The following is a 26,298-nucleotide window of genomic DNA, read 5'->3' on the forward strand; positions in this document are numbered from 1 at the left end:
CCGGTAAAATGATAGCGCGTGCTCTGATTAAGGCAGCTTAAGGTTTCCCTAAAGTTAACAGGGCATGCTGTACTCTCCTGTTAACAGATGGACTGCAAGCATGTTTTACCCGCTCAATAAAAGACCGACGCTAAATCGGCTCTCTTTTCTGTTGCTCTTTTCGTTTTATATCGCCGTATTTCTTAACCTGGCCTTTTATCACCAGGTTATCGCCGCTTTGCCGCTTGATAGCGTACGCAACTGGCTGGTATTTCTTTCTATGCCGCTGGTGGCGATTTCGGTCATTAATATTGTGGTGACCATCGCCTCTTTTTTGTGGCTCGACCGGCCGCTCCTTGCGCTGTTTATCCTGGTCTCCGCAGCCGCGCAATATTTCATCTGGAATTATGGGGTGATTATTGACCGGTCAATGCTGGTTAATATTCTCGACACCACTCCGTCGGAAAGCTTCGCTCTGATGACGCCGCAGCTGGTGATTACGCTGCTGCTCTCCGGCGTAGTAATGGCGGGCGTGGTTTTCTGGGTTCGCGTGCGTCCCACTAAGCCTTTCTGGAAAAGCGCGGTTTATCGCCTGATTAGCGTGGCGGCGTCGGTTATTTTTATCCTGCTGGTGGCGTCATTGTTCTATAAGGATTACGCCTCCCTGTTCCGCAATCAGAAAGAGCTGGTGAAATCGCTCAGCCCGTCAAACTCCGTTGTCGCGACGATCTCCTGGTATAAGCACAACCGGGATCTCAATCTGCCGCTGGTTAAAATCGGCGAAGATGCGCACCTGTCACCAGCGATGCAAAACGGCAAAAAGAACCTGACTATTTTAATCGTTGGCGAAACGTCGCGGGCGGCTGATTTCTCACTGTCAGGCTACCAGCGTGAAACCAATCCGCTGTTGAAGAAAGATGACATAACCTACTTCCCGCATACCGCATCCTGCGGTACGGCAACGGCGGTCTCGGTTCCCTGCATGTTTTCCGGTATGCCGCGCGCGCATTATGATGACGCGCTGGCTGGTCATCAGGAAGGTTTGCTGGATGTGATCCAGCGTGCCGGTATCAAAGTGCTGTGGAACGACAACGACGGCGGCTGTAAGGGCGCCTGCGATCGTGTGCCGCATCAGGATGTCTCCAGCCTGAACCTGGCGGGGATGTGTATTAAAGGCGAATGTTACGACGACGTGCTGTTTCACGGGCTGGAGGATTATATCGATCAGCTACAGGACAATGGCGTTATCGTTCTGCATACTATCGGCAGCCACGGCCCCACTTACTACAATCGTTATCCGCCGCAGTTCCGCCGCTTTACGCCAACCTGCGACACAAACCAGATTCAGGACTGTTCGCAACAGCAGCTGGTGAATACTTACGATAATACCTTGCTGTATGTCGATTATATTGTCGATAAGGCGATTAAGCTGTTGCAGTCGCATCAGGACAAGTTCACCACCAGCCTGGTTTATCTCTCCGACCATGGCGAATCGCTGGGCGAGAACGGCACCTATTTACACGGTATGCCTTACGCCATCGCGCCGGAGGTACAAAAGCATGTCCCCATGCTGATCTGGCTGTCGCCGGACTACCAGCAGCGCTATGGGGTGAATAAGGGCTGCCTCGATAAGCTGGCGGCAGAGGATAATTTCTCGCAGGATAATCTCTTCTCCACCATGCTGGGGCTGACCGGCACAGCGACAAAAGTCTATAAAGCGGAAGATGATATTCTCACTTCCTGTCGTAAAAGCTAAACGCGAAAGCCCTGCAAATGCAGGGCTTTTTTCTGGTTAGCGTTTTAACCTCGCGCCGCGGCTGTTAATGACGTCGCGATACCAGTAGAAACTTTTTTTACGGCTGCGCTTCAGCGTGCCTGAGCCATCCTGATTGAGATCCACATAGATAAACCCGTATCGCTTAGAAACCTCCGCCTTTGAAGCGCTAATCAGATCGATAGGGCCCCAGTAGGTATAACCCATCACCTCTACGCCATCATTAATCGCTTCCCAGACCTGCACCAGGTGATCGTTGATATAGCGAATACGATAGTCGTCGTTAATCTGGCCATCGGCGTCGGGCTTATCCTGCGCGCCCAGTCCGTTCTCCACAATAAACAGCGGTTTCTGATAGCGGTCCCACAGCATATTGAGCAGCGTGCGCAATCCGACCGGATCGATCTGCCAGCCCCATTCCGAACTCTCAAGATGTGGATTAGGCACCATATCAAGGATATTGCCGCGCAGCTTCTCTGCCTGACTCACGTCGGCCGTCGCGCATCCAGACATGTAATAGCTGAATGAGATGAAATCGACCGTATGGCGCAGCGCGTCAAAGTCCGCCGGCTCGGTCTGCAGCTCAATGCCCTGTTCGCGAAAGTCGCGCTTTATATAGTCGGGATAGCGGCCGCGGCACTGCACGTCGCCGAAAAACTGCCAGCGTCGATTCTCCTGCAGGGCAGCGAACACATCTTCAGGTTTACAGGTCAGCGGATAAATTAAGCCGCCAAGCAGCATATTGCCGATGCGCGCATCTGGAATAAGCTCGTGACACGCCTTAACCGCCAGACCGCTGGCAACCAGCTGATGATGAATAGCCTGATAAATTTCTCCCTTCGTGCAGTCGCCTTGTAGGCCCACGCCTGTTAACGGCGCATGCAGCGACATATTGATTTCATTGAAGGTCAGCCACAGTTTCACCTTGCTGCGATAGCGCGTAAAAACGGTACGCGCATAGCGCTCAAAAAAGGCGATAAGCTTACGATTACCCCAGCCGCCATAGTTCTGCACCAGCCCCCACGGCATTTCATAGTGTGACAGTGTCACGAGTGGCTGGATGCCGTGACGCGCCAGTTCGTCAAACAGCTTATCGTACCAGGCCAGTCCCGCCTCGTTCGGCTCCAGCTCATCGCCCTGCGGGAAGATGCGCGTCCAGGCGATAGAGACGCGCAGGCAGGTAAAGCCCATTTCGCGAAACAGCGAGATATCGTGGGGATAGCGATGATAAAAGTCGATAGCGACATCTTTAATAGAAAAGTCGCCAGGCTTGCGTTCTACAACCTGGCCGAAAATACCCTCAGGCAACATGTCGGAAGTTGACAACCCTTTGCCATCTTCCATCCACGCGCCTTCAACCTGATTGGCTGCCAGCGCGCCTCCCCATAAAAAATCATCCGGGAACTGAGTCTTCATTGACGTCTCCTTTTGTCGCAGCGCTTAGTCGGCGCGCTGTGGCTGTGGTAAGCCCGCTATGACTGTCAGCAGGCAGGCTAAAATCAGGGAAAGAGCGGTACCGGCGATGGCGCCCCAGACAGAGTTATCAATTCCGGTTGAGGGAATGATCTGCGCAAGGGTAAAAATACTCGCCAGTCCGAATGAATAAACCTGGCTATGGCTCAACGCGACGATAACGCCGCCAAGCGCGCCGCCGATGCAGCCGAAAATAAAGGGGCGACGGTTAGGCAGCGTAACGCCATAAACAGCAGGCTCGGTAATGCCGAACACGCCTGAAATAGCGCTGGAACCCGCCAGCGTTTTCAGGCGCGCATCGCGGGTTTTGAGGAAGACGCCCAGGGCTGCGCCGACCTGTCCGAAAACAGCAGGCAGCAGGATCACCATCATGGGATCCTGGCCCATCACCGCCATATTGTTCATCATGAGCGGGACCAGACCCCAGTGCACGCCGAATATGACGCAGACCTGCCACACCGCGCCGAGAATGCCGCCTGCGAGCCAGGGGGCGGAGTGATAGACAAGCTGGAAGCCGTCAGCCAGCAGTTCGCTCAGCGCAGTCGCCAGCGGCCCGATAGCCAGAAAGGTCAGGGGAACGGTAACGACAAGGCAGATTAACGGCGTAAAGAAGCTTTTCACCGACGCGGGCATGATCTTGTTGCACTGACGCTCCAGCCAGCAGCAAAACCAGGCGGAGCAGATGATCGGAATAACTGAAGAGGCGTAGTTAATAAAAACAATCGGTACCCCAAGGAAAGAGGTGGTTTCTCCTGTTTCTGCGGCCTGGAAAGCGGCCTGGATATTAGGGTGAACCAGCGCGCCGCCGATAAGCAGGGTGACAAAGGGATTGCCGCCGAACTTTTTACCGGCGGTATAACCGAGCACCAGCGGTAAAAAGAAAAACAGCGCGTCGGCCGTAGCGAATAATATTTGCCAGGTGCCGCTGCTGTTGGTCAGCCATCCTGCCGCCTGGCAGAGGGCGAGCAAGCCTTTCAGAATACCGCATGCCGCCATGACGCCGAGAAAGGGCGTGAATATCCCGGAAACCACATCAATAAAGGCTGCCAGCAGCGTCTGCTTTTCCTTGCCCGGCGACGGCGCTGTCTGTTTTTCCTCATTCAGGCCCGCCTCCTGGCAGAGCGCTACGTAGACATCGTGAACATGGCTGCCAACCACTACCTGAAACTGTCCGCCGCTTTCGACTACCATAATTACGCCTGGATTGGCTTTTAATTTTTCAGCGTCCGCCTTACTGCTGTCATTCAGTTTAAAGCGCAGTCGGGTGGCGCAGTGAATCAGACTGTTAATATTCTCTTTGCCGCCGACATGCCTGAGTATGTCCTGCGCCAGCGCCTGATATTTCATATTTATACCTTCAATGGTTCAAGATTTAATAAAGCGCAAAAAAAACCTGAGAGAACTTATTACAGCGTTGCTGTCACAAGCCTCTCAGGTTTTGCCTGTTGTCAGTAACAACCCCGAAACCCTACGAAATTAACAGCCAGGGATAATCGAGTCCAGCGCAAGCGGGAGCGATAAGTGTGATATTGCTCAATAAAAACCGTATTAAATCTTATTTTGACGCGGGGAATGCTTATTTAATTACTTAATTCATTAACATGAATTCTTATTTTGAACGAACGGCGGGACGCGGCTTTTACTTCCTTTTTACATGAATAGCCAATTAAAACGGACTATTTCAATTTAGCCGGGAGGGTGGCTGCCAGCGCACCCGATCTGAATATGTCAGGCTTTGTCCTCGCTGAGGGTTACTCGCGGCTACGCTATTGCCTCTGCTTTTCTGCAGGCAATAGGCGTTATTTGATTTTATCGCCAGAGGTAATATTGATTAAGGGAAGCGATAAAACTGGCGGAAGAAGTTATTAGAGAAAAAACAGAAAAGGATGTTCGGGCCTGGGCAGGCAGCAAGCGGCTTTAACCGGCAATTCATACAGGTTCATCAAACGTCGTATCGCTTAATGGATAATGCGTATGGCAGAGCCTGCCAGAAAAATATAGCTAATCGCGGGGTTGACGTGACAACGTCACGAAAAAGATTAGCTTCTGAACCAGATAGCTAAAAAACTTATTACGCTTAAAAAAGTAATCAGCAGCGCAAGGTATTCGTCGCGATTAAAAGATAAAACAGATTTCATTTCACTCTCCTCAGTAACTGAGTAGAGTTTTACACTTTACAGCTTAGTGAAACCTTAAGAGTTTCTGTTCCTGAACTGGGGCGTCAGAGAAAAACAGCAATAAACCGGCCCTGAAAACAGGGCCGGCTGCGTGCTTAGCGGTTCGCTTTTAACGTACCTTTTAAGCCATGCGGCTCTGAACGCAGATATTGCGGCGGCGCACTCGCCTGGTCACCCAGCTCGGCAGCCGCATGCCACGGCCAGCGCGGGTCGTAAAGTACCGCGCGCGCCAGCGCTACCAGATCGGCGGTGCCTTCCTGTAACACCGCTTCTGCCTGTTTCGGTTCGGTAATCAGGCCGACGGCGATGACCGGGATGTTGACCTCTTTACGGATATCGTGCGCAAACGGCAGCTGATAACCCGGGCCAACCGTAATTGACTGCTGAGGTGCCAGGCCGCCGCTTGAGACGTGAACGTAGTCGCCGCCTGCTGCCTCAATCTGCTTACTAAATTCAATCGACTGATTATTATCCCAGCCGCCTTCTACCCAGTCAGTAGCGGAGATGCGCACGCCGACCGCAATGGAATCAGAGACCGCTTCACGCACCGCGCGGAAGACTTCCAGCGGGAAACGCATACGGTTTTCCAGCGAGCCGCCATAGTGATCTTCACGATGGTTGCTCAGCGGCGACAGGAACTGATGCAGCAAGTAGCCATGTGCGGCGTGCAGCTCGATAAGCTCAATACCCAGCTTTTCAGCGCGCTTAGCGCTCTCGACAAACTTCTGTTTAATGCGCGCCAGGTCGTCGCGATTCAGCGACACCGGCGGGCGTTCGCCATCATGAAAGGCTTCCGCAGAAGGCGCTACGGTTTCCCAGCCGCCCTGATCAAGCGCAAGCTGATGACCGCCTTGCCATGGCGCGGCGCACGAAGCTTTGCGGCCAGCGTGGCCCAGCTGGATACCAACCGGAACCGGCGAATAGGCGCGGACATCTTCAAGAACGCTGCGTAAAGCCGCCTCTGTGTCGTCGTCCCACAGGCCAAGGTCGCCCGGCGTGATGCGGCCAATCGCCTCAACTGCGGTGGCCTCAATAATCAGCAGGCCCGCGCCGGAAAGCGCCAGCTGCCCAAGATGAATGCGATGCCATGCGGTAGCTTTACCTTCGCTCGCGGAGTACTGACACATGGGCGCGATAACAATGCGGTTTTCCAGTGCCAGCTTACCAATGTGCGTTGCGCTAAAGAGTTGACTCATGAATACCTCATTTCCATGTAATAACTGCCCCGAATCAGAAAGTGTAATCGACTACTGGCAGAGCATTAGCTTAATGCAAAAAAATAGCATAAAGGCGGAGCGCGAAAGTTTACATTTGTGGCTGAGTGCAGGGTGCGACAGTAGGAAAGAAGACTGAATGATCATTAATTAACCTCTGCAGGGCGATAATTAATCAAAAGATAAATCGATCGCGCTACGTGAATTCTGGAGAAAAAGCAGGGGGAGAGTGTTGCAGAATTAGCGTAGCGTTGCCATTTCAGCGTACGCAAAATAACCACTGCCCGCTATGTGGCTTTATATAATGCCTATTATATAAAGCCAGGAAGTTAAAACAGGGGTGATGCAGAGACAAAGGGACGCCAGACAAACAAGTCCGGCGTCCGCCTGTTATTACGCCGTGGTTTTCCGGTTCGTCAGTAGCGATTTCACCGTCTCGGCGGCGCGCTTGCCCGCGAGGAAAGCGTGGTCAGAGTTGTAATATTCCCACTCGCTGTATCGACCAGAAAGGTGGATACCCTGCGCCGCCAGCCAGTTACGGATCAGCGCCACATTCGCTTTGCGCTGATGATCGTACACCACATAGGCGTAAGGCATATCGACCTCATTGGCAGTGACAATCACATCATCTTCGCGAATGATGCCGACGCGAATGCAGTCGTCGATGCAGCGCTGAATCAGCGCGTCGCCCTCATAAGGCAGAGGCTGATCGGCGCGATAGGTAATTTCGCACGTCAGGCCGAAACCGCCTGGCGGATTACACTCTGGACTGGCATTGCCCTGCAGAAAAATACGGTGAAACAGGGTATCGCCAGGGTAGTAGATCCAGTGTTTATCGCTTAGATTGGCGCGGCCAACGCCCAGATTGACGCAGCGTACTGAAACGTGGCGCAGCAGCGAGGCGGCTTTCTGTACCGCTTCCGGCGCACGATTGCCCATCAGACGTACCAGCTCAGGCAGCGGCAACGTGCTGATCATCTGATCATAGTGGTAATGGCGGCCATCTTTCAGGATCACGCTGCGGATTTGCGGCTGGATTTCAGCAATCTCTGAGTGCGTCTCGAGCGCACAGGAGAGATGCGGCAGGAAACCATTCATCAGCGCCTGAAAACCGCCGCGTTTAGGATAGCCAAAGCGGGCATTGGGGCCGACCGGCTTATCGAGCGGCGCCAGCGCGCCTGAGATGATTTGCTGAAGATCGGGCAGCGGAACGCGGCCGCCAAGCCAGGAGGTCTCCATATCGGCGAGCGGCGTTTTCCACAGTTTGCGGTTGTAGGGAACGGCAAAATGGTGAGCGATGCCTCTTCCCCAAGTACGGAAGATAAAGTTCTCAAAATCTTCTCCCGTTTCATCTGCGCCAGCAGGTTCTGTTGCTTCAGCGCCGAGCACGCCATCGGCACAGCAGTCGCGACACTCCGTATTGGCCGCCTGGCGTACCGCGCTCAGCGGCGCCGCCTCCTGGGTTCCCGTGACACCGTAACGCGCTTCAATCGCGCCCAGCACGCATTCACCAATCACCTCTGCTGGCAAGCCATGTAGCGCTGACTGGAAGGGATAGCGCGTAAACACATCGTGGCTGTAAACCCAGGCTTCGCGCGTCTGCCAGTGCAGGTTGTCGCCAAGCAGTTTGTCATAGAGCTGAAGCACATAAGGATCGTTAGAGAACATAATGTGCCCGGCGTAATCGAAGGTAAAACCTTTATCCTCAATCGAACGGCACCAGCCGCCGGGCTTTTCATTTTTCTCCAGCACGACCGCGCCTTCGCCATAGTGATAACCGGCGCTCAGACCGGTCGGCCCAGCACCAAGGATCAGGCACTCCACCGGACGCAGCGTTACCGCACGTACGCCATCAGCAACCTCAGGCACCTTAGCGGTGGCGGCGGGCTGGACAAACCTGTCGCGCAACGCCGCGATCTGCATCTGCATCTGCTCAGCCGTATGATCCCACGACGTATCGGCGATAATCGCCGCCATCTGCGCAGCCTGCTCGCGACGCTGTTGCTCGCTCAGCTGTAAGGCCTTTTCGCACGCCTGAATAAAACCCTGAGTGGTATCGGCAATGCTGACCACATCACTATAATGGCGCACCACATCCGGCACCGCCGTGCTCACAATCGGCAGCTGCGCAGCCATATACTCCAGCACTTTGGTCGGGCTGATAAAGCGGGTAGAGGCGTTCAGCGCAAAAGGCATCAGGCAGACATCCCATCCGGCCAGGAAATGGGGCAGCGCTTCATAGGGCTGCTGACCGAACCAGTGCAGATTTGGACGCTGCGGCAGGCTGGCGGGATCGATCTTCACCACCGGGCCAACCATCGCGATTTGCCATTCAGGATGGGCATCGGCGAGCGCGCCAATCAGCGCGACATCCATACGCTCATCAATCACGCCGTAATAGCCGAGTCGCGGTCTGGGCAGATTATCCTGTAGCGGATGGCCGTTGCTGCGATCGAGCGCCTGCTCGAAATGCGCAGCGTCAACGCTGCTGGGGAAACAGTAAACGTTCTGGTGGCGATGCTTTTTCGCTTCATAGAGACTGGTGCCGCCGGTAAAGACCACGTCGGCGCGGCTCAGCAGCGCGGACTCGCGCTGCTGCAGCTGGCGCGGTGCCATCTGGAAGGCGGAAAGCTCATCCATGCAGTCATAGATAATGGCGCTGGGATTGAAACAGGCCAGCAGCGGCAGCGCCATCGGCGTGTAAAACCACACCAGCGGCTGTTCATCTTCATCTAAAAGCGTGGCGAGCAGAGGCTGCAATACGGCGATTTGGCTGTCGTGAAATCCTGGCGCGTTGACGTCGGTATGCGGTTCAATCACGGTGACGTTAGGCGCAGGAGAGCTAAGCTGCAGGCCCGCCTCGCCAGGTCGGTAAACCGGCTCCTCAATAAACAGCACGCGATGGTGCTGTGCAAGGCGCGACAGTAAATGCTGTGGACGTTGAAAGACGAAACCCCAGCGAAGATGACTAAATACCACCAAAACGGACTGTTTCATATGGAACTCCTGTGGCGCGCTGTCCGGTGACAAAAGGGCATGAAACCGGTGTAGCGAACGTTGTGATTGCCGCAATGCTGCGGCGGTAGGCTGGTGTAACAGACGCGTAAAATCAGGGGCGACGTCCCAGAGTCCGCTGCGCGGCCAGTGACTGGGGTCTTCCCAGAGAGGACTTTCAATAATGGGGTAGATGCAGACGCCGAGGATATCGCAGCCAGCAAGCAGCGCCTGAGCGATCTGCGCGGCAATATATGTCATCCAGGCGGGACGCCCGCTGCCGACATGGCTGGTCTCCGCCAGCAATACCGGGCGCTGATAGCGCTGCGCTAAATTTGTCAGCATCTTATGCAGCGGCATTCTTCGGCTATCGCCCAGATGCCACGCCAGCCGTTGATTGGAGTTTGTTTCCCACTGGTTAGCGTGATAGTAATTAGCGCCGACGATATCGAGATAGCGAGGCGCGCCTCCCAGTTCCGGCTCACGCTTGCCGACCAACATATCCCAGGCCTGAAACTGTGAGGCGTTAAGATCGGCGGTGCGCTGGTAACAGTCTTCGCTCTCTTCATCGGGAACCAGATAGATAATGGGATCGCAATGAAGAAAGCGCGCCCGCGGATCGGCCAGCCAGATCGCATCGCAGCCCGCTAACGTCGCCCGCACCAGCTGGCGCTTAATGGCGTCTGGATCCGCATCGCGATGATGGCCGAACAGCCCGACCGAGAGACCCCAGCTGAGAAAAGAGATCTCATTCATCGGCGAATAGACCGGCGCAGAGGTATACCAGGGTGCCAGGAAGGCGGCTAAGCGCTGGCAAAAGCCTGCAAAGCGCGGAATAAAATCGTCAGAAAAGAGATCAAGGTCATCCGGCCAGCCATAGTGGCAAAACGTCCAGTTGATCTGTATGCCCAGCTCATGCGCCGCCTGCATTTTGGCCCGCACGAGGGCATAAGTCTGTTCAGGATCCTCTTCCGCCTGACGCCAGCCTATACTCTCGCGTACGGTATGAATGCCAAACTGCTGTAAAGCGGCATAGTCGCTGCGGAATTGCGTTTGATGGTCGGTCAGAGCATCCATGACCAGTCGCTGGCCTGCCGTATTAATATGGTCGGCGCCTTCGTACCCGGCCTGCCAGAAGCTAGAAAAAGGCAACATCGTATCCTCCTGTTTAAAATTCAGGATAAAAAGAGTCCATACCGTCGCGCAGGCAGGGTGATCCCCGGCATGGCAATCAGGATGGAACAGCTAATGAGATCAACGTTGCTGTTGTGAATTCCGTGTCTGGAAAATAAAGCCGTCGCGGCTGGCCAGGCCTGGCCGCAGTAAAAGCGTTATCCCGCACGCAGAGAAATGAAACTGGAGGTTGTTATTTTCAGTGAGCAATCACTGCTGATCGAAGTATAACCGCGAGCGGTTTTCTCACAAGTAATTGAAGGAAAAAGAAAAAAGCAAAGCGGCAACCTGAGCAGTCAATCACCTGAGAAAACATGCATAACTTTCTGAGAATAAAGGCCCTGCGTTTACGCGCCGCCGCCGCGCTGGATCGGCGTTAGCCTGTACCATTTAGCGCCACCGAATCACAGAGCCTGGCGGCGCTAAACCGCCTCGCGGCAGTGGCGACAAAAGTGGCTCTCGCTGTCGCCCAGCACGCGCCGCAGGAACTCCTGGGTACGCATTTCCTGGGGCTGCAGCAGAATTTGCTGCGCGGGCCCTTGCTCCACAATCTGCCCGCTATGCAGAAAACAGACGCGATCGGCAACCTCACGCGCGAACTGCATTTCGTGCGTGACGACGATCATTGTCATACCTTCCTGCGCCAGGGTGCGCATGACCTGTAGCACCTCGCCGACCAGTTCAGGATCGAGCGCCGAAGTAGGCTCATCAAAAAGAATCGCTTTTGGCTGCAGCGCCAGCGTGCGCGCAATTGCCACGCGCTGCTGCTGCCCGCCGGAAAGTTGGGCAGGCCAGGCATTGATCTTGTCTGCCAGCCCCACCAGCGCCAGCAGAGATTTGGCGCGCTTTTCCGCCTGCGAGCGCGATTCGCCGTTCACATGAATCGGGCCTTCCATCACGTTTTCCAGCACGCTGCGGTGCGGGAAAAGGTTAAAGCGCTGAAATACCATGCCGATCTGACGGCGCAGATCGTTAATGCTTTTATGCCGACTGTCGACGCGCTGTCCCAGCACGCGGATCTCGCCGCCTTCATAGGTTTCCAGCCCGTTGATGCAGCGCAGAATGGTTGACTTGCCGGAACCGGAGGGGCCAATAAGGCAAACCACCTCGCCGGCGTTGACGGTAAAACTCACGCCTTTCAGCACTTCAACGCGGCCGAACTTTTTATGTACCTCGTCGATTTCAATCATCTCAGGCTCCTTTCATCTGACGTTTTTCCAGCCGTTTGGTCAGGGCCATCAGCGGCATACACAGCAGCAGATAGAGCACCGCCACTAGCGTATAAACGGTGGTGTTGTCGAAAGTAGAAGCGGCGATCAGCTGCCCCTGGCGGGTCATTTCCGTGACGGCGATAGTGGAAGCGAGCGCGGAGTCTTTCAGCATCATCACTAGCGTGTTGCTGTAGGGCGGCAGCGCAACGTGAAACGCCTGCGGCAAAATCACGCGTCGCATCGCTTTAGCAAAGCTCATGCCCATTGAGCGTGCGGCTTCCAGCTGCCCGCGATCGACAGACTCAATACCGGCGCGAAATATCTCAGCGATATAGGTCGAAAAGCAAAAGGCGATGCCAGTGACGCTGGCCTGAAATGAGGTCAGGGTTATTCCGATATCAGGAAAGACAAAGTAGATATAAAACAGCACCACAATCATCGGCAGGCCACGCGTAATATTAATTATCGTCGCAACCGGCCAGGAAATAATTTTCCATGGACACATCTTTGCGGCCGCAAATATCAGGCCCAGCGGCGTACTGATTACCAGCGACAATATTGTGATGGCGATCGTCATTTCGGCACCTTTCAATAAAAAGGGCAGGTAGGTGTGGAGGCTGCTCCAGTCCATCTTTAGCTCCTGATCGTTCCGCACAATGCGTGTCGGGGTAGCACTATTTCATTATAATGAATATCGCTGTTGGCAAACCGCTGTCAATAAATACCCGGGCAAAGGAGATAGCTATTACTTATTACCCCTATAAGGAACAGCTATAGATGGGCAAAAGGGTTAAAGCAACGGCTTTAGCCGCAATATGTGAGATATGGCATTTTCACAAAATAAAACGTTGACAGCGGCAACATAAATTTCATTATAGTGAAAAAGACGTTCGCCCTTTTCATATTGATACAGGAGTGAGTTATGTCTGTTGCCCCTAAAAAAAGCCTGCTGAATCTTTTTATGACGATGAGTCTGGCTGCCGTCGTCAGCGTGAGCGCTCAGGCGGCCACGCTGACGGCGGGTTCGCCCCCCTCCAGCGCGCCGACCACTTTTCTGAATACTCAGAACGGCAAAATTGAAGGCTTTATGCCCGATGTCGCGGCGGAGGTGGCCAGGCGCCAGCATCTGGAGATGAATTTTACCGCCGTACCGTTCCCCACGCTGATCCAGTCAGTTATCGCGGGAAAGATCGATATGATCGTGGCCGGTATGACGCCCACGCCTGAGCGGGCAAAACGCATCGGCTTTTCACAGCCGGTTACCGCTTTCGGCGCAGGGCTGGTGGTGCGTGACGACAACAGCAAACAATATGCTTCGATGCAGGATCTGAAAGGCGAAGTCGTAGGCACCATGGCGGGTACAGACTATACGCAGAGCCTGATGCAGAGCGGTATCGCCAAAGAGGTGAAGGTTTATGATAGCCCGGCAGATATGACGCGCGATCTCTCACTGGGCCGCATCGCGGCGGGCATGAACGACTATCCCATTCTGAAAGCGCAGGCGAAAGCGGGCGGACTAAAAGGGATGCACGTCGTGGAGGGTTATAAGCCTGAGCATGTTTCTCCCATGGCGTTCGGCGTGAAAAAAGGAAACGATAAGCTGCTGGCGGAAATTGACAGCGCCTTAACCGCGATGAAGCAGGATGGCTCGCTTCAGACCATCAAACAGAAGTGGGGCATGCCTTAATTAAGCGCAGGGCGGTAGCCAGGCGTGACGGCAAAGGAAGATCATCATATGAAGAATGCAACGCAACATCAGGCGGAACCTGGTGCCGCCGAAACGGATATCGGGTCGCGGCTGAAAACCCTGCGCAAGGCGCGCAATCTGACCATTACCGAACTGGCGCTGCTGGCGAATGTTTCCGCTGGCGCGATCAGCCAGATTGAACGCAACCTGACGAATCCCACCGTTCGGGTGCTGGAGCAGCTTCGACAGGTGCTGAAAGTGCCGCTGACGGCCTTTCTGGAAGAGAGCGACGTATCGCTGCGCGGCGCGGAGCATTACGTCCGCCGCTGCGCGGAACGGCCGCACTTTAACGTCGGCAAACGCGGCATTGCCAAAGAGATGCTGTCGCCGTCGGGCGATCACGATATGCAGTTTATGGTGATCCATATCCCTGCGGGCGTTCGCTCCGACGAAATACTTATTGGGCAAGGCGAGAAGGCGGGCATTGTGCTGGAAGGAGAACTGACGCTGGAAATCAATGGCGACACCGCGCGCCTGCTGACCGGCGACAGCTTTCAGTTTAAAAGCCACCTGCCGCATAACATTTTCAACCATACGGACAGCGACGCCAGAGTGTTGTGGATTATGCATATTCCGCCTGAGCAGCATCTCTGAACGCCCTGAATATAAAGGTTCTTCTATGCGCATAAAAATTAATGCCGTTACGGACAGCCCAACCTTTCCTGAGCAGGTTGACGCTATCGTTATCGGCGGCGGCATTATCGGCACCTCCGTCGCTTATGAACTGGCGAAGCAGGGCGTTTCCGTGGCGCTGTTTGAAAAGGGCGCGATCGGCGGGGAGCAGTCCGGACGCAACTGGGGCTGGGTAAGACAACAGAACCGCGACCTTTACGAACTGCCGCTGGCGATGCGCAGTCTGCAACGCTGGGAGGAGCTGGGCGGCGAAATCGGGCTGGATCTCGGCTTTCGCCGCAGCGGCATTCTTTACGGCACGCAGAACGAAGCGGACGTCGCGCGCTGGGAAAAGTGGGGCAAGCAGGCGAAGCAGATCGGTTTCGTCAGCCAGCTGCTTTCGCCTGGAGAGGTGCGTGAACGGCTGGGCGATCGGGCGCGCTGGGCAGGCGGCATCTGGTCGCCGACCGACGGGCGCGCCGAACCTTCACTGGCCGCGCCCGCTATCGCTGTTGGCGCGCAAAAGCTAGGCGCCTCTGTTCATCAGCGCTGCGCGGTGCGCGGGCTGGATATCAGCGCCGGGCGCGTTTCCGGGGTCTGGACCGAACGCGGCCGCGTGCGCGCCAGCCAGGTGATCTGCTGCGGCGGTGCGTGGAGCTCTCGCTTCTGCAAGCAGTACGGCATAGAGCTGCCCAGCGCCAATATCCTCGGCACCGCGTTTAAAACCACGGCGGCGCCGGAGGTGATTCAGGGCTGTCTGAGCATGCCGGAGCTCTGTATCCGTCGTCGGCTGGACGGCAGCTATACCGTGGCTATTCCCGGCCGCGGCCAGCTCGATCTCGCGCCGCAAAATATCCGCTACGCGACAAAGTTCTATCCGATGTACCGCAGCAAGATCGCCAAAAAGCTCAAACTTCGCCTGAACGGCTCCTTTTTTAACGGGCCGGAGGCAGCAGGCTCCTGGTCGAACGACGCTGTTTCGCCGTTCGAGAAGATCCGCGTACTCGATCCCAAACCCGATCGGCACATTCTGGACGAAGCGCTGCGCACGCTGGTTAAGGCTTTTCCTGCGCTGGAGGGCATAAAAATCGATCACGCCTGGGGCGGCTGGATTGATACCACGCCGGATCTGGTGCCGGTTATCGACGAAATGCAGAGCGTGCCCGGCCTGTTTATCGCATCAGGCTTTAGCGGACACGGTTTTGGCATCGGCCCTGGCGCGGGCCTGCTGTGCGCGCAGCTAATGACTAACCATCAGCTCTTTACGGATATTACGCCCTATCGCCTGGCGCGCTTCGCCAGAGGTAATGCGATCCGCGAGCCGCAGATGATGTAAATGCAAAGCCCGCCGTAGCGGGCTAAAGCGGACTACTGACGCAGCGGTTCGCCGCGAACCGGCGTCTCGCCAGCGACAAAGTAGCTTGCCGTCGAGGCGGGAAGCGGCTGGCGACCGCGAATATTATCCGCGATTTTCTCGCCGATCATAATGGTTGTCGCATTCAGGTTGCCGGTGATGATCAGCGGCATAATCGACGCATCGACAACGCGTAGTCCTTCCATGCCATGCACGCGTCCTTCCGCATCCACTACCGCCATTTCGTCGCTGCCCATTTTGCAGGTGCCACACGGATGGTAGGCAGTTTCCGCATGATTACGCACAAACTCATCCAGCTGCTCGTCGGTTTCGCACGCCACGCCGGGGCTGATCTCGCGGCCGCGGAATTTATCCAGCGCAGGCTGATTGATAATCTCGCGCGTAATGCGGATCGCATCGCGGAATTCGTGCCAGTCCTGCTCGCTGGACATGTAGTTGAACAGAATGGCCGGATGACGACGCGGATCGCGCGATTTAATACGCACATGGCCGCGGCTCGGCGAGCGCATCGAGCCGACGTGACACTGGAAACCGTGGGCGTTAACCGCGTTCGAGCCGTTGTAGTTAATGGCGACCGGCAGGAAGTGATACTGAATATTCGGCCAGGCGAACTCTTCGCGGCTGCGGATAAAGCCGCCCGCCTCAAAGTGGTTGCTGGCGCCGATGCCTGTGCCGTTAAACATCCACTCTGCGCCGATCTTCGGCTGGTTCCACCACTTCAAAGCGGGGTAGAGCGAAACCGGCTCTTTACACTCGTACTGCAGATACATCTCCAGGTGATCCTGAAGATTTTCGCCCACGCCGGGCAGGTCGTGCACCACGGGAATGTCAAAGGAGTTCAGCAGGTCGGCAGCACCAACGCCGGAACGCTGCAGGATTTGCGGAGATGCGATAGCGCCAGCGCAGAGCAGCACCTCCCGCCGCGCATGCGCCTGATGCGACGTATTGCTCGCCCCCAGCAGATACTGCACGCCGACGGCGCGCTTGCCGTCGAACAGAATGCGATCGGTGGTGGCATGGGTAATGATTTTCAGGTTCGGCCGGTTTTTCGCCTGGTCGAGATAGCCGCGCGCGGTGCTGGAGCGGCGGCCCTGCGGCGTGACGGTGCGATCCATCGGGCCGAAGCCCTCTTGCTGGTAGCCGTTAAGGTCTTCGGTGCGCGGATAGCCCGCCTGGACGCCCGCTTCAACCATAGCGGCGAACAGCGGATTGTTGCCAGCCTTCGGCGTCGCCACGCAGACGGGGCCATCGCCGCCATGGTAGTCATTCGGCCCGATATCGCGCGTTTCCGCTTTGCGGTAGTAGGGCAGGCAGTTGAGATAACGCCAGGACTCCAGGCCCGGCGCCTCCGCCCAGCCGTCGAGATCCATCGCATTGGCGCGGATATAGCACATGCCGTTGATCAGCGATGAGCCACCCAGTCCTTTGCCGCGGCCGCACTCCATGCGGCGGTTGTTCATATAGGGTTCCGGCTCGGTCTCGTAAGCCCAGTTGTAACGTTTTCCCTGTAAAGGGTAGGCGAGCGCCGCAGGCATCTGCGTGCGAAAATCCATACGGTAATCAGGGCCACCCGCTTCCAGCAGCAGGACAGTGACATCGCTCTCTTCGGTCAGTCGGGTAGCCAAAACATTTCCTGCGGATCCGGCTCCGATAATGATGTAATCAAATTCCATTAGTCGCTCCTCAGGTTTAATCATTAATCAAAATACAGACTGAAAACGGCTCAGCTCGACCTGCACAGACTTCACCTGGGTATAGTTCTGCAGGGTCATCAGCCCGTTTTCCCGGCCAACGCCGGAGTGCTTGTAGCCGCCAACCGGCATCTCTGAGGCCGATTCGCCCCAGGTATTGATCCAGCAGATACCCGCTTCAATCTGGTGGATAACGCGGTGCGCGCGGTTGAGATCCTGAGTGACCAGGCCGGCCGCCAGGCCATACTCCGTCGCGTTGGCGCGGCGCACCACTTCCTCTTCGCTCTGGTAAGTCAGAATCGACATCACCGGCCCGAAGATCTCTTCGCGCACGATAGTCATCTCATCGCGGCAGTCGGTAAAGACGGTGGGTTCGACCCAGGCACCGTTGTCGAAGTCTGCGCCCTGCATGCGCTTGCCGCCGCACAGCAGGCGCGCGCCTTCAGCAACGCCGCTCTCGATGTAGCGCATAACGTTATCGCGATGGCTGAAGCTCACCAGCGGCCCAAAGTTAGTCTCTGGGTCGTTCAGATCGCCAGCGCGGATGCGCGCGACGCGCGCCTGGATTTTCTCTTCAAACGCCGCCTGAAGGCTGGCCGGTACAAAGACGCGCGTACCGTTGGTGCAGACCTGGCCGGAACTGTAAAAATTGGCCATCATGGCGATATCGGCGGCCAGATCGAGATCGGCATCGTCGAAAATAATCAGCGGCGACTTCCCGCCCAGCTCCATGGTGACCTCTTTCAGGGTCGATCCTGCTGCGTTGGCCATCACTTTTTTACCGCTGGCGACGCCGCCGGTAAAAGAGACTTTATCGATGCCGGGATGCTCAGTCAGCAGCTGGCCGGTGACCGCGCCGCTGCCCGGCAGGACGTTGAAAACGCCGTCGGGCACGCCAGCTTCGCTGTAGATCTCCGCCAGCTTCAAGGCGGTAAGCGGCGTTACCTCGCTCGGCTTAAAGATCATCGCGTTGCCCGCTGCCAGCGCTGGCGCGGATTTCCACAGCGCAATCTGAATCGGGTAGTTCCACGCGCCGATGCCCGCGACCACACCGAGCGGCTCGCGGCGCGTATAAACGAAAGAGGTGTCGCGCAGCGGGATCTGCTGCCCCTCCAGCGACGGGATCAGGCCCGCGTAGTACTCCAGCACGTCTGCGCCGGTGACGATATCGACGCTGGCGGTTTCGCTCAGCGGCTTGCCGGTATCCAGGGTTTCCAGCGCGGCCAGCTCGTCGTTGCGCGCGCGCAGAATATCCACCGCGCGGCGGAGAATGCGCGAACGCTGCATGGCGGTCATCGCCGCCCAGACTTTCTGGCCTTTACGCGCGGCTGCAACGGCGCGATCAACGTCAGCGCGGCCTGCTTCATGAACCTTCGCCAGCACTTCGCCGTTGGCGGGGTTGATCGTGTCAAAGGTGTCGCCAGCCGCTGCGGGGACATAAGCGCCATCAATATAGAGGTGCTGCTCTGCGAATCGGGACATGGTTCCTCCTTATCAGGAATGAGTGTTGCCAGCTAACTGCTGACGAATGAACTGGGTAGTGAGCGAAAGCGCAAGCTGTAAATCGAACGGCTTGCCGCCCAGCGCCGCGCGCAGCCAGAGGCCGTCTATCAGGGCCGCCAGGCCGTAAGCGGCAGTCCGCGCCGCCTCGCGCGGCAGCTCGCGGCGAAACTCCGCGGCCAGCGATGAGAAGAGACGGCTGCTGCTGACGCGCTCCAGCCGGTTAAGCTGGGGTTGATGCATGCTGCTCGACCAGAAATCGAGCCAGGCTTTCATTGCCGCCTTATGCAGCTGGCTTTCATCGAAGTTGCCCTCGACAATGGCGCAGAGGCGCGCTTCGGTGCTGGCGCCTGCCAGCGGCTTCAGCCTGCTCGCCACCGCGTCGCGCAGTTGGCGCGTGACGTCACGCATGGTGGCTTCCAGCAGGCCGTTTTTGTCTTTGAAGTAGTGACTGATGATGCCGGTCGATACGCCTGCACGCCGCGCAATCTGCGCGATAGTGGCGTCGTTAATTCCGACTTCATTAATCGTCTCCAGGGTTGCATCAATCAGTTGCCGACGTCGTATCGGCTGCATTCCCACCTTTGGCATGACAAGCGCTCCGCCCTAACACAAGTGCACTATTAGAACTTTTATTGATTGAACGTTCAATATAAAAAAGAAAGTTGTTAGGATACTGTGCCTTGATTGTTGCAAAGCGCAACGTATCGCTTCAGGCTTTACCGCTACGCTTAATTGTCAGGAGGAGAAAAATAAAGGAGACGCGTTGACACGCGGAGGACAATATAACCTGTTGAATTTATTATAAACCAGAGGTAACTGATGACTAATCCACCTGCAAGTGAAAAGGACAGAATCAATCCCGTAGTGTTCTATTTTTCGGCCGGGCTGATTCTGACATTTTCACTGGTGACGATACTCTACAGCGAACAGGCCGGCGCATGGATCCAGGCGGCAGTGAACTGGGTATCGTCTACGTTCGGCTGGTATTACATGCTGGCCGCTACGCTTTACATCGTATTCGTGCTGTTTATGGCCTGTTCGCGCTTTGGCGCAATTAAGCTCGGCCCGGAACAGTCAAAGCCGGAGTTTAGCCTGCTGAGCTGGTCCGCCATGCTGTTTGCCGCGGGCATCGGTATCGACCTGATGTTTTTCTCGGTGGCTGAACCGGTGACGCAGTATATGCAGCCCCCGGAAGGGGCGGGGCAAACGCTTGAAGCCGCGCGTCAGGCAATGGTCTGGACGCTTTTCCACTACGGCCTGACGGGATGGTCGATGTATGCGCTAATGGGCATCGCGCTGGGCTACTTCAGCTATCGCTACAACCTGCCGCTTACCATCCGCTCGGCGCTCTATCCTATCTTCGGCAAACGTATTAACGGCCCTATCGGACATACCGTCGATATCGCAGCGGTGGTCGGTACGATTTTCGGCATCGCCACCACGCTGGGCATCGGCGTCGTACAGCTCAATTACGGCCTGAACGTTCTGTTCAATATTCCCGAGGGGCTGGCGGCGCAGACCGCGCTGATCGTGCTGTCGGTCGTTATCGCTACTATTTCGGTCACGTCCGGCGTCGATAAGGGCATTCGCATTCTCTCTGAACTGAACGTGGCGCTGGCGCTTGGCCTGATCCTGTTCGTGCTATTTTTCGGCAAAACCGATTTTCTGCTTAACGCGCTGGTGCTCAACGTCGGCGACTATATCAACCGTTTTATGGGCATGACGCTTAATACGTTCGCTTTTGATCGCCCCACGCAGTGGATGAACAGCTGGACGCTCTTCTTCTGGGCGTGGTGGGTCGCCTGGTCGCCGTTCGTCGGCCTGTTCCTGGCGCGCATTTCACGCGGGCGCACCATTCGCGAGTTCGTGCTGGGCACGCTGATTATTCCTTTTACCTTCACGCTGCTGTGGCTGTCGGTATTCGGCAATGCCGCGCTCTATGAGATCATTCACGGCAACGCCGGATTTGCGCAGGAAGTAATGGCGCATGCGGAACGCGGCTTCTATCTGCTGCTGGAGCAGTATCCCGCCTTTAAGCTGAGCGCTTCGGTGGCGACCATCACCGGGATACTGTTTTACGTCACGTCGGCGGATTCAGGCTCGCTGGTGCTCGGCAACTTCACCTCGAAGCTGAAGGATATCAACAGCGATGCGCCGAACTGGCTGCGTATCTTCTGGTCTGTCGCCATTGGCGTGCTGACGCTGAGCATGCTGATGACCAACGGCATCTCCGCGCTGCAAAACACCACGGTGATTATGGGGCTGCCGTTTAGCTTCGTGATCTTCTTTGTTATGGCCGGTCTTTATAAATCGCTGAAGGTGGAAGATTATCGCCGCGCCAGCGCCAGCCGCGATACGGCACCCTATCTGGCGGCCAGCAGCGATCGTCTGAGCTGGAAAAAGCGCCTGTCGCGTCTGATGAACTACCCTGGCTCGCGCTATACCCAGCAGATGATGGACGGCGTGATCTTTCCCGCGATGCAGGAGGTTGCGAAAGAGCTGGAGCTGCGTGGTGGTCGCGTCACGCTCGATCGCCATGAAGCAGAAGATAACGCGCTGGGCTATATCGATTTGCGCGTAAACCTGGGTGAAGAGCAGGATTTCGTTTATCAGGTGTGGCCGCAGCAATATTCGGTGCCGGGCTTTACCTACCGCGCGCGCAGCGGTAAATCGACCTATTACCGGCTGGAAACCTTCCTGCTGGAAGGGAGCCAGGGCAACGACCTGATGGACTACAGCAAAGAGCAGGTGATTATCAATATTCTTGATCAGTACGAGCGTCACCTGAACTTTATCCATCTTCATCGTGAAGCGCCGGGCAACAGCGTAACGTTCCCCAGCCTGTAACGCCCCGGCTGGCGCTACAGGCCACAGGGTAAACTGTCGCGCTAAGGCGCGCAGAAGAAGCGAGCAGGATGCCGCTTTTACCCGCCAGTCATTCGCGCGCTGCGCCAGCGGTCATAGTAGATATGCTCCGCCTGGAAATCCGCAGCGCCCGCTTTGCCGGTCAGACGAACGGCCAGGGTCAAAGCAAAATCAAAGGCGACGCCCAGCCCTCTGCCGCTGAGCAGGTTGCCATCCTCAACCACGTCTGCCATCACATACTCGCCATCCTCATATTGCATCCAGAGCTCGCCGGAGCAGGTGTAGCGGCGTCCCTTCAACAGTCCGTTGCCCGCCAGCACGCGCGCTGCTGCGGAACAGATGGGCGCAATAAGCTTGTCCGCCTCGTCGTGGCGCTGGATAAACGCGCTGACTGCCGGATTCGCGGCAAGGCTGGTGGTACCTTCCGGGCCGCCGGGAATAATCACCGCATCGAACAGCGGGAGCTGCTTTTCTTCAAGCAGCAGATCGGCAAGCGTGACTACACCGTGATAGCTGACCACCTGACGCTCGGGATGGCAGGCGATGGTCTTCACCTCAATCCCCAGGCGGCTAAGTATATCGAGGGTAATAAAGGCCTCGGCTTCTTCAAAGCCGGGCGCCAGTAAGAGTGCAGCTTTCTTTGACATCCTCTCTCCTTGCAACTGTCATCTGGAACGGATCAAATAAAATTAAAACAGCGTTTCATTTATATCCTGGTTATCCCGCAATTGACAGTATCCCTGGCCTGAGGAAAGGGCTTTCCTGAAACCGAGCCAGAGGCGAAGCGGATTAATGCGAACGCATTCCAGCGTGATGCTCTCTTACCAGGGCAACAAAATCATTCACATAGTCGATCCCGGACTTTTCAGGCAGCGCCGCCAGCCATATATCGGAAAACAGCCCGTACTCGGTGATCGGCAGGGTCGTTACATAGCCTTTTTGCGCATAGTTCGCCACGGCCCAGACAGGCAGGGTTGCGATTCCGCGCTCGCTGGCAACCTGCTGAACGATGGCCATCGTCAGCTCCGTTGTTTTACGGCGAACAGCAATGCCGGCCGGCTTAAGCAGTTTTCTGATGACATCAATACGCTCCTCTGGCACCGCATAGGTGATCAACGTCTTATCAGCAAAGTCTTCCGCCTCAAGCCAGGGCCGGGCGGCCAGGGGATGGTTTACCGGCAAAACGCCGAGCATTTGATATTCAAACAGATGGTGGTGAACCAGATTTTCAGTCTCTTCAACCTCGTCCACGATGGCGACATCGGCCCGGTCTTGCAGCAGCAGCCCCACCGGATCGGACTGAAACCCTGAAACTATCTCAACTTCAACGTCATCCCATTTTTTTCGGAACGCATCCATCACCGGCATCAGCCATTCGTAGCAGGTGTGGCACTCCAGCGTGACGCGCAGCACACCGCGCTGGCCGTCTGCAAACTGATAAAGATCGCGATCGGCCGCCTGCAAGGCAGGGACAACGTTTTCCGCCAGCTGCAGCAGGCGTTTACCGGCAGGCGTGAAGATAACCGGCGATGTTTTTCTTAAAAACAGCGTAATGCCGTAGTGATCTTCCAGAAATTTTATCTGCTGTGAGAGTGCGGACTGCGTAACGTGCAACGCCATCGCGGCGCGCGTCAGGCTGCCGGTACGCTTAAGGGCCAGCAGCGTGTGCAGATGCTTTAATTCAATCGGGGTATCAGTTGCCATGGTTAACCGAAGCAGGGTGCCTGTGCCCCCAGTGTATCTAACAGAGCAGCATGGATACAGAAAAGAGCGGTCGGGGAGAGAGAAACCCTTATTAAAAAAATAAGGGCTTCGGCTAACCATTAGATTAGGGCAGCGAGGCTTTAAGTCTCTGGGCTGCTTTTAGCAGATTATCTTCAGAAACGGTGACATACGATAAACGTAACGTTGATTTATCAGGATTATCACAGTAGAAGAATTCACCAGGCACGTATACCACACCATTTTGCAGGGTCGATTTTAACCATTCGGTGGTATTAAATTCATCGTTAAAGGTGGCCCACAGAAACATTCCACCAAGCGGACGATGGAAGCGAATACGCTCACCCATCTCAGACTGAAGCGCCGCGCAAAGCGCATCGCATTTCTTTTTATATTCCGTACGGATTAAATCTATCTGCGACGCTAATCTGCCGGTTTCTAAATAGTGACGCGTCAGGGACTGTGACAAAGAGCTGGTATGCAAGTCTGTCGCCTGTTTAAGGATGACCACCTGTTGTTTCAGCCAGTCGGGCAGTGAAATCCAGCCTACGCGTGCGCCAGGTGCCAGGATCTTTGAGAAGGTCGAGGTATAAATAACGCGATCGCTTGCCTTTATCTCTTGCGCAAATGATTTGAGAGGCCTGAACGTTTCGTTGGTGAAGTTAATTTCGCTGTAGGGATCGTCTTCGAAGATAATAAAATCGTGCTCTTGCGCTAACGCGACCAGCTTCTGACGGCGAGAGGCGGAGAGGGTCACGCCGCTGGGATTGCCAAAGGTCGGCACAATATAGACGGCTTTGATCTTTTGCCGTTTCACTAGCTCTTCGAGTTCGTCAACGATCATCCCTTCGCCATCGGTGCCGACAGAGGCCAGACGGGCTTCCGCCAGCTGGAAGACCTGAAGCGCGGCCAGATAGGTTGGGCGCTCAACAACAATGGTATCGCCGGGGTTGATTAACGCTCTCGCCAGTAGATCCAGCGACTGCTGAGAGCCAGACGTCACGACGATGTCATCCGGCGTCGAGTCGATGCCGCGTTCAGACATAATCTGAGCGATCGCCTCTCTTAATTTCGGATCGCCTTCACTGAGTCCATACTGAAACGCGTCGCGCCGATCTGTTGTCATCAGGCGGTCCATCGCTATCTGTAGCCCCTCGGTATCGAACAGATCTGGGTTCGGGATACCGCCGCCAAGGGATATAACGCCTTCCATTTTGCTGTGCTTCAGCAGCTCGCGTATTGCAGATGATTGCAGATGTTTAACTCTGTGGGCCAGGTTGTGCGACAACATAGATGTTACCTTTTTCTAAATTTAACCCTGTTTAGATAACACAGTTCATTGATTCTGATAATGGCTTTCTGCGCTCTATCTGCGCAACCCGGCATTAATTTTTCCACTATTACAGCGGTTAATGATGAGCCGCGGTTTTACTTACGTTATTTGCTTAATTCATCGTCAACAGGGAGGCGCGCATTTATTTCGCAGCAGGATAATTGCGCCTGGAAAACATAGCTGCTTACGCCGCAGGTTATTTAAACCCGCCATTACGTAACGGGAATAAGATCGTTTAACTGAATAGAGTTAAAGAGAGCATTTTAGCTAAGAAGAGAACTAAGCCAGCACGCGTAGAGATTAAAGCGCCTCTACGCGTGCCAGCCAGCCGTTCCGTTAACCTGGAGGTAATTACATGCTCAGCAGCGCGTAGCCCTGGTTTTGCAGGGTGGTAACCGTCGTGAGCGCCGAAAGAGTATGGATCAAAGGCTTGGCAATCCAGCGCGGATCATAGCGGTGCCAGGCCAGCGCCTGGTCGCATACGGTAACCTGAACGCCCTGTTTTTTCAGTTCCGAGATAAGCGGGAGGTTGGGGTTATCCATACCAAAGCGCTCTTTAAAATGAGCGTTATCCAGCATCGCCGGCGTCGCCTCGCCGTTTACCGCCACCACAAATTTCAACTGCTGCACCGGTACGCCCGCTGCCACGTAGGTATTCACTACTTGCGCAACCTGCTCCAGCGCCGGGTTAACCTGGCCCCGGTTTTCCGCGCCGCGGCTTACCTTAAAAACCACCTTGTTGCTGAGCGCGGCGCTGGGCTGAAACGCGGCGTCCGCTTCGTAGTGGATTTTGCCATAGCCGCTTACCGCAGGCGCTGTCCAGCCCATATCCGGATCAACCGACGACGACAGTGCCGGCTTTGCAGGCCGCAGCATATCACTCTGGGTCAGAGCTGCCCCAGCGATGCCGCCCGCAACGGCAACGATCGCGCTAATGACAACGGAACGCATTCTGTTCTCCCTGGATTTTGTGAAAGCGCTTTGCGGCTCAGAATGGCCGGAGAAGCGCGTTTCAGAATAGTGGTCGTTCAGATAATTTTTAACCTGGTCTGAAGCCCATATCACCCTTTTTGACGCGCTTTACCACTTATTCAGATTTGTTCTAACAATATAATGAATTTTTCTTAGTAGCCGTTTTTCTCCATGATCAGGGCACAGAGGAGAAGATATGACTACATTAACGCTACATAAATGCCAAAGCGGGTTAAGGCATGTTGCCCCCGGTCTGCTGCTTACCGCCGCTATCGCCCTGATTACGGCCTGGCTTGGCAACCTGCCGTCTGTGGCTCAGCTTGGGCTGGGCGCGCTGACGCTGGCGATCATCGGCGGCATAATCCTCGGTAATACGCTTTATCCCGCTCTGCATACGCACTGCGACGAAGGCGTGCAGTTTGCCAAACAGAAGCTGTTGCGCCTTGGGATCATTCTCTACGGTTTTCGCCTCACCTTTCAGCA

18 protein-coding genes and 1 pseudogene are annotated in these 26,298 nt (G+C 55.7%); 6 read left to right on the forward strand and 13 right to left on the reverse strand.

What is annotated here, in order from left to right; all coding sequences use genetic code 11:
* Window positions 1-100: 100 nt before the first annotated feature.
* Window positions 101-1,735, forward strand: coding sequence for a phosphoethanolamine transferase EptA (gene eptA / locus B3797_RS03500; RefSeq protein ID WP_311790394.1), 1,635 nt, complete (start codon window positions 101-103; stop codon window positions 1,733-1,735).
* Between the two features lie 36 nt (window positions 1,736-1,771).
* On the opposite strand, the gene B3797_RS03505 is transcribed toward eptA, so the two are convergent.
* From B3797_RS03505 to B3797_RS03530, 6 genes and pseudogenes are all read right to left on the reverse strand, one after another.
* The gene (locus B3797_RS03505) at window positions 1,772-3,169 is read right to left on the reverse strand and encodes a 6-phospho-beta-glucosidase (RefSeq protein WP_311790395.1); all 1,398 of its coding nucleotides are present in this window, start codon (window positions 3,167-3,169) and stop codon (window positions 1,772-1,774) included.
* A gap of 42 nt (window positions 3,170-3,211) precedes the next feature.
* Window positions 3,212-4,573, reverse strand: a pseudogene (locus B3797_RS03510) (PTS transporter subunit EIIC); the annotation flags it as partial.
* 925 nt (window positions 4,574-5,498) lie between these two features.
* Complete coding sequence (locus tag B3797_RS03515; RefSeq protein WP_311783667.1) at window positions 5,499-6,599, reverse strand: NADH:flavin oxidoreductase/NADH oxidase; 1,101 nt, start codon at window positions 6,597-6,599, stop codon at window positions 5,499-5,501.
* A 411-nt stretch (window positions 6,600-7,010) separates the two neighbouring features.
* Window positions 7,011-10,766, reverse strand: coding sequence for an NAD(P)-binding protein (locus B3797_RS03520; protein ID WP_311790396.1), 3,756 nt, complete (start codon window positions 10,764-10,766; stop codon window positions 7,011-7,013).
* A 440-nt stretch (window positions 10,767-11,206) separates the two neighbouring features.
* Window positions 11,207-11,974: an amino acid ABC transporter ATP-binding protein gene (locus tag B3797_RS03525; protein ID WP_311783669.1), complete on the reverse strand. Its 768-nt coding sequence runs from the start codon at window positions 11,972-11,974 to the stop codon at window positions 11,207-11,209.
* 1 nt (window position 11,975) lies between these two features.
* The gene (locus B3797_RS03530) at window positions 11,976-12,626 is read right to left on the reverse strand and encodes an amino acid ABC transporter permease (protein ID WP_311783670.1); all 651 of its coding nucleotides are present in this window, start codon (window positions 12,624-12,626) and stop codon (window positions 11,976-11,978) included.
* Window positions 12,627-12,917: 291 nt separating this feature from the next.
* Between B3797_RS03530 and B3797_RS03535 the strand changes: the two genes are divergently transcribed.
* Genes B3797_RS03535 through B3797_RS03545 form a run of 3 tightly spaced genes read left to right on the forward strand, consistent with a single transcriptional unit; the run spans window position 12,918 to window position 15,690 of the window.
* Complete coding sequence (locus B3797_RS03535; RefSeq protein ID WP_311790397.1) at window positions 12,918-13,682, forward strand: ABC transporter substrate-binding protein; 765 nt, start codon at window positions 12,918-12,920, stop codon at window positions 13,680-13,682.
* A gap of 48 nt (window positions 13,683-13,730) precedes the next feature.
* On the forward strand, window positions 13,731-14,336 hold the full coding sequence (locus B3797_RS03540; RefSeq protein WP_311790398.1) for a helix-turn-helix domain-containing protein: 606 nt from the start codon (window positions 13,731-13,733) through the stop codon (window positions 14,334-14,336).
* 25 nt (window positions 14,337-14,361) lie between these two features.
* The gene (locus B3797_RS03545) at window positions 14,362-15,690 is read left to right on the forward strand and encodes an FAD-binding oxidoreductase (RefSeq protein ID WP_311790399.1); all 1,329 of its coding nucleotides are present in this window, start codon (window positions 14,362-14,364) and stop codon (window positions 15,688-15,690) included.
* 32 nt (window positions 15,691-15,722) lie between these two features.
* Here B3797_RS03545 and betA read toward each other — a convergent pair whose 3' ends face one another.
* From betA to betI, 3 genes are read right to left on the reverse strand one after another with little or no spacing between them, the layout of a single operon-like run.
* Complete coding sequence (betA, locus tag B3797_RS03550; RefSeq protein ID WP_311790400.1) at window positions 15,723-17,402, reverse strand: choline dehydrogenase; 1,680 nt, start codon at window positions 17,400-17,402, stop codon at window positions 15,723-15,725.
* A 27-nt stretch (window positions 17,403-17,429) separates the two neighbouring features.
* The gene (betB, locus tag B3797_RS03555; RefSeq protein WP_311790401.1) at window positions 17,430-18,902 is read right to left on the reverse strand and encodes a betaine-aldehyde dehydrogenase; all 1,473 of its coding nucleotides are present in this window, start codon (window positions 18,900-18,902) and stop codon (window positions 17,430-17,432) included.
* Window positions 18,903-18,914: 12 nt separating this feature from the next.
* A complete protein-coding gene (gene betI, locus B3797_RS03560; RefSeq protein WP_311783676.1) occupies window positions 18,915-19,511 on the reverse strand; it encodes a transcriptional regulator BetI in 597 nt (198 codons plus the stop codon).
* Between the two features lie 231 nt (window positions 19,512-19,742).
* On the opposite strand from betI, the gene B3797_RS03565 reads away from it, so the two are divergent.
* A complete protein-coding gene (locus B3797_RS03565; protein WP_311790402.1) occupies window positions 19,743-21,770 on the forward strand; it encodes a choline transporter in 2,028 nt (675 codons plus the stop codon).
* 77 nt (window positions 21,771-21,847) lie between these two features.
* Here the strand turns inward: B3797_RS03565 and B3797_RS03570 are convergent, their stop codons facing one another.
* The 4 genes from B3797_RS03570 to B3797_RS03585 all read right to left on the reverse strand — a co-directional run bounded on the left by B3797_RS03570 (window position 21,848) and on the right by B3797_RS03585 (window position 25,794).
* Window positions 21,848-22,435: a DJ-1/PfpI family protein gene (locus B3797_RS03570; RefSeq protein WP_311790403.1), complete on the reverse strand. Its 588-nt coding sequence runs from the start codon at window positions 22,433-22,435 to the stop codon at window positions 21,848-21,850.
* A gap of 142 nt (window positions 22,436-22,577) precedes the next feature.
* Window positions 22,578-23,612, reverse strand: a complete 1,035-nt coding sequence (locus tag B3797_RS03575) for a LysR family transcriptional regulator (RefSeq protein WP_311790404.1) — start codon at window positions 23,610-23,612, stop codon at window positions 22,578-22,580.
* A gap of 4 nt (window positions 23,613-23,616) precedes the next feature.
* Complete coding sequence (locus B3797_RS03580; RefSeq protein ID WP_311783680.1) at window positions 23,617-24,801, reverse strand: PLP-dependent aminotransferase family protein; 1,185 nt, start codon at window positions 24,799-24,801, stop codon at window positions 23,617-23,619.
* A 393-nt stretch (window positions 24,802-25,194) separates the two neighbouring features.
* Complete coding sequence (locus B3797_RS03585) at window positions 25,195-25,794, reverse strand: DsrE family protein (protein WP_311790405.1); 600 nt, start codon at window positions 25,792-25,794, stop codon at window positions 25,195-25,197.
* A 217-nt stretch (window positions 25,795-26,011) separates the two neighbouring features.
* Here B3797_RS03585 and B3797_RS03590 point away from each other — a divergent pair.
* On the forward strand, window positions 26,012-26,298 hold a 287-nt coding region (locus B3797_RS03590), incomplete at its 3' end, for a putative sulfate exporter family transporter (protein ID WP_311790406.1).

Source organism: Pantoea sp. UBA5923 (assembly GCF_002431095.1).
Classification (GTDB): Bacteria; Pseudomonadota; Gammaproteobacteria; order Enterobacterales; family Enterobacteriaceae; genus Pantoea; species Pantoea piersonii.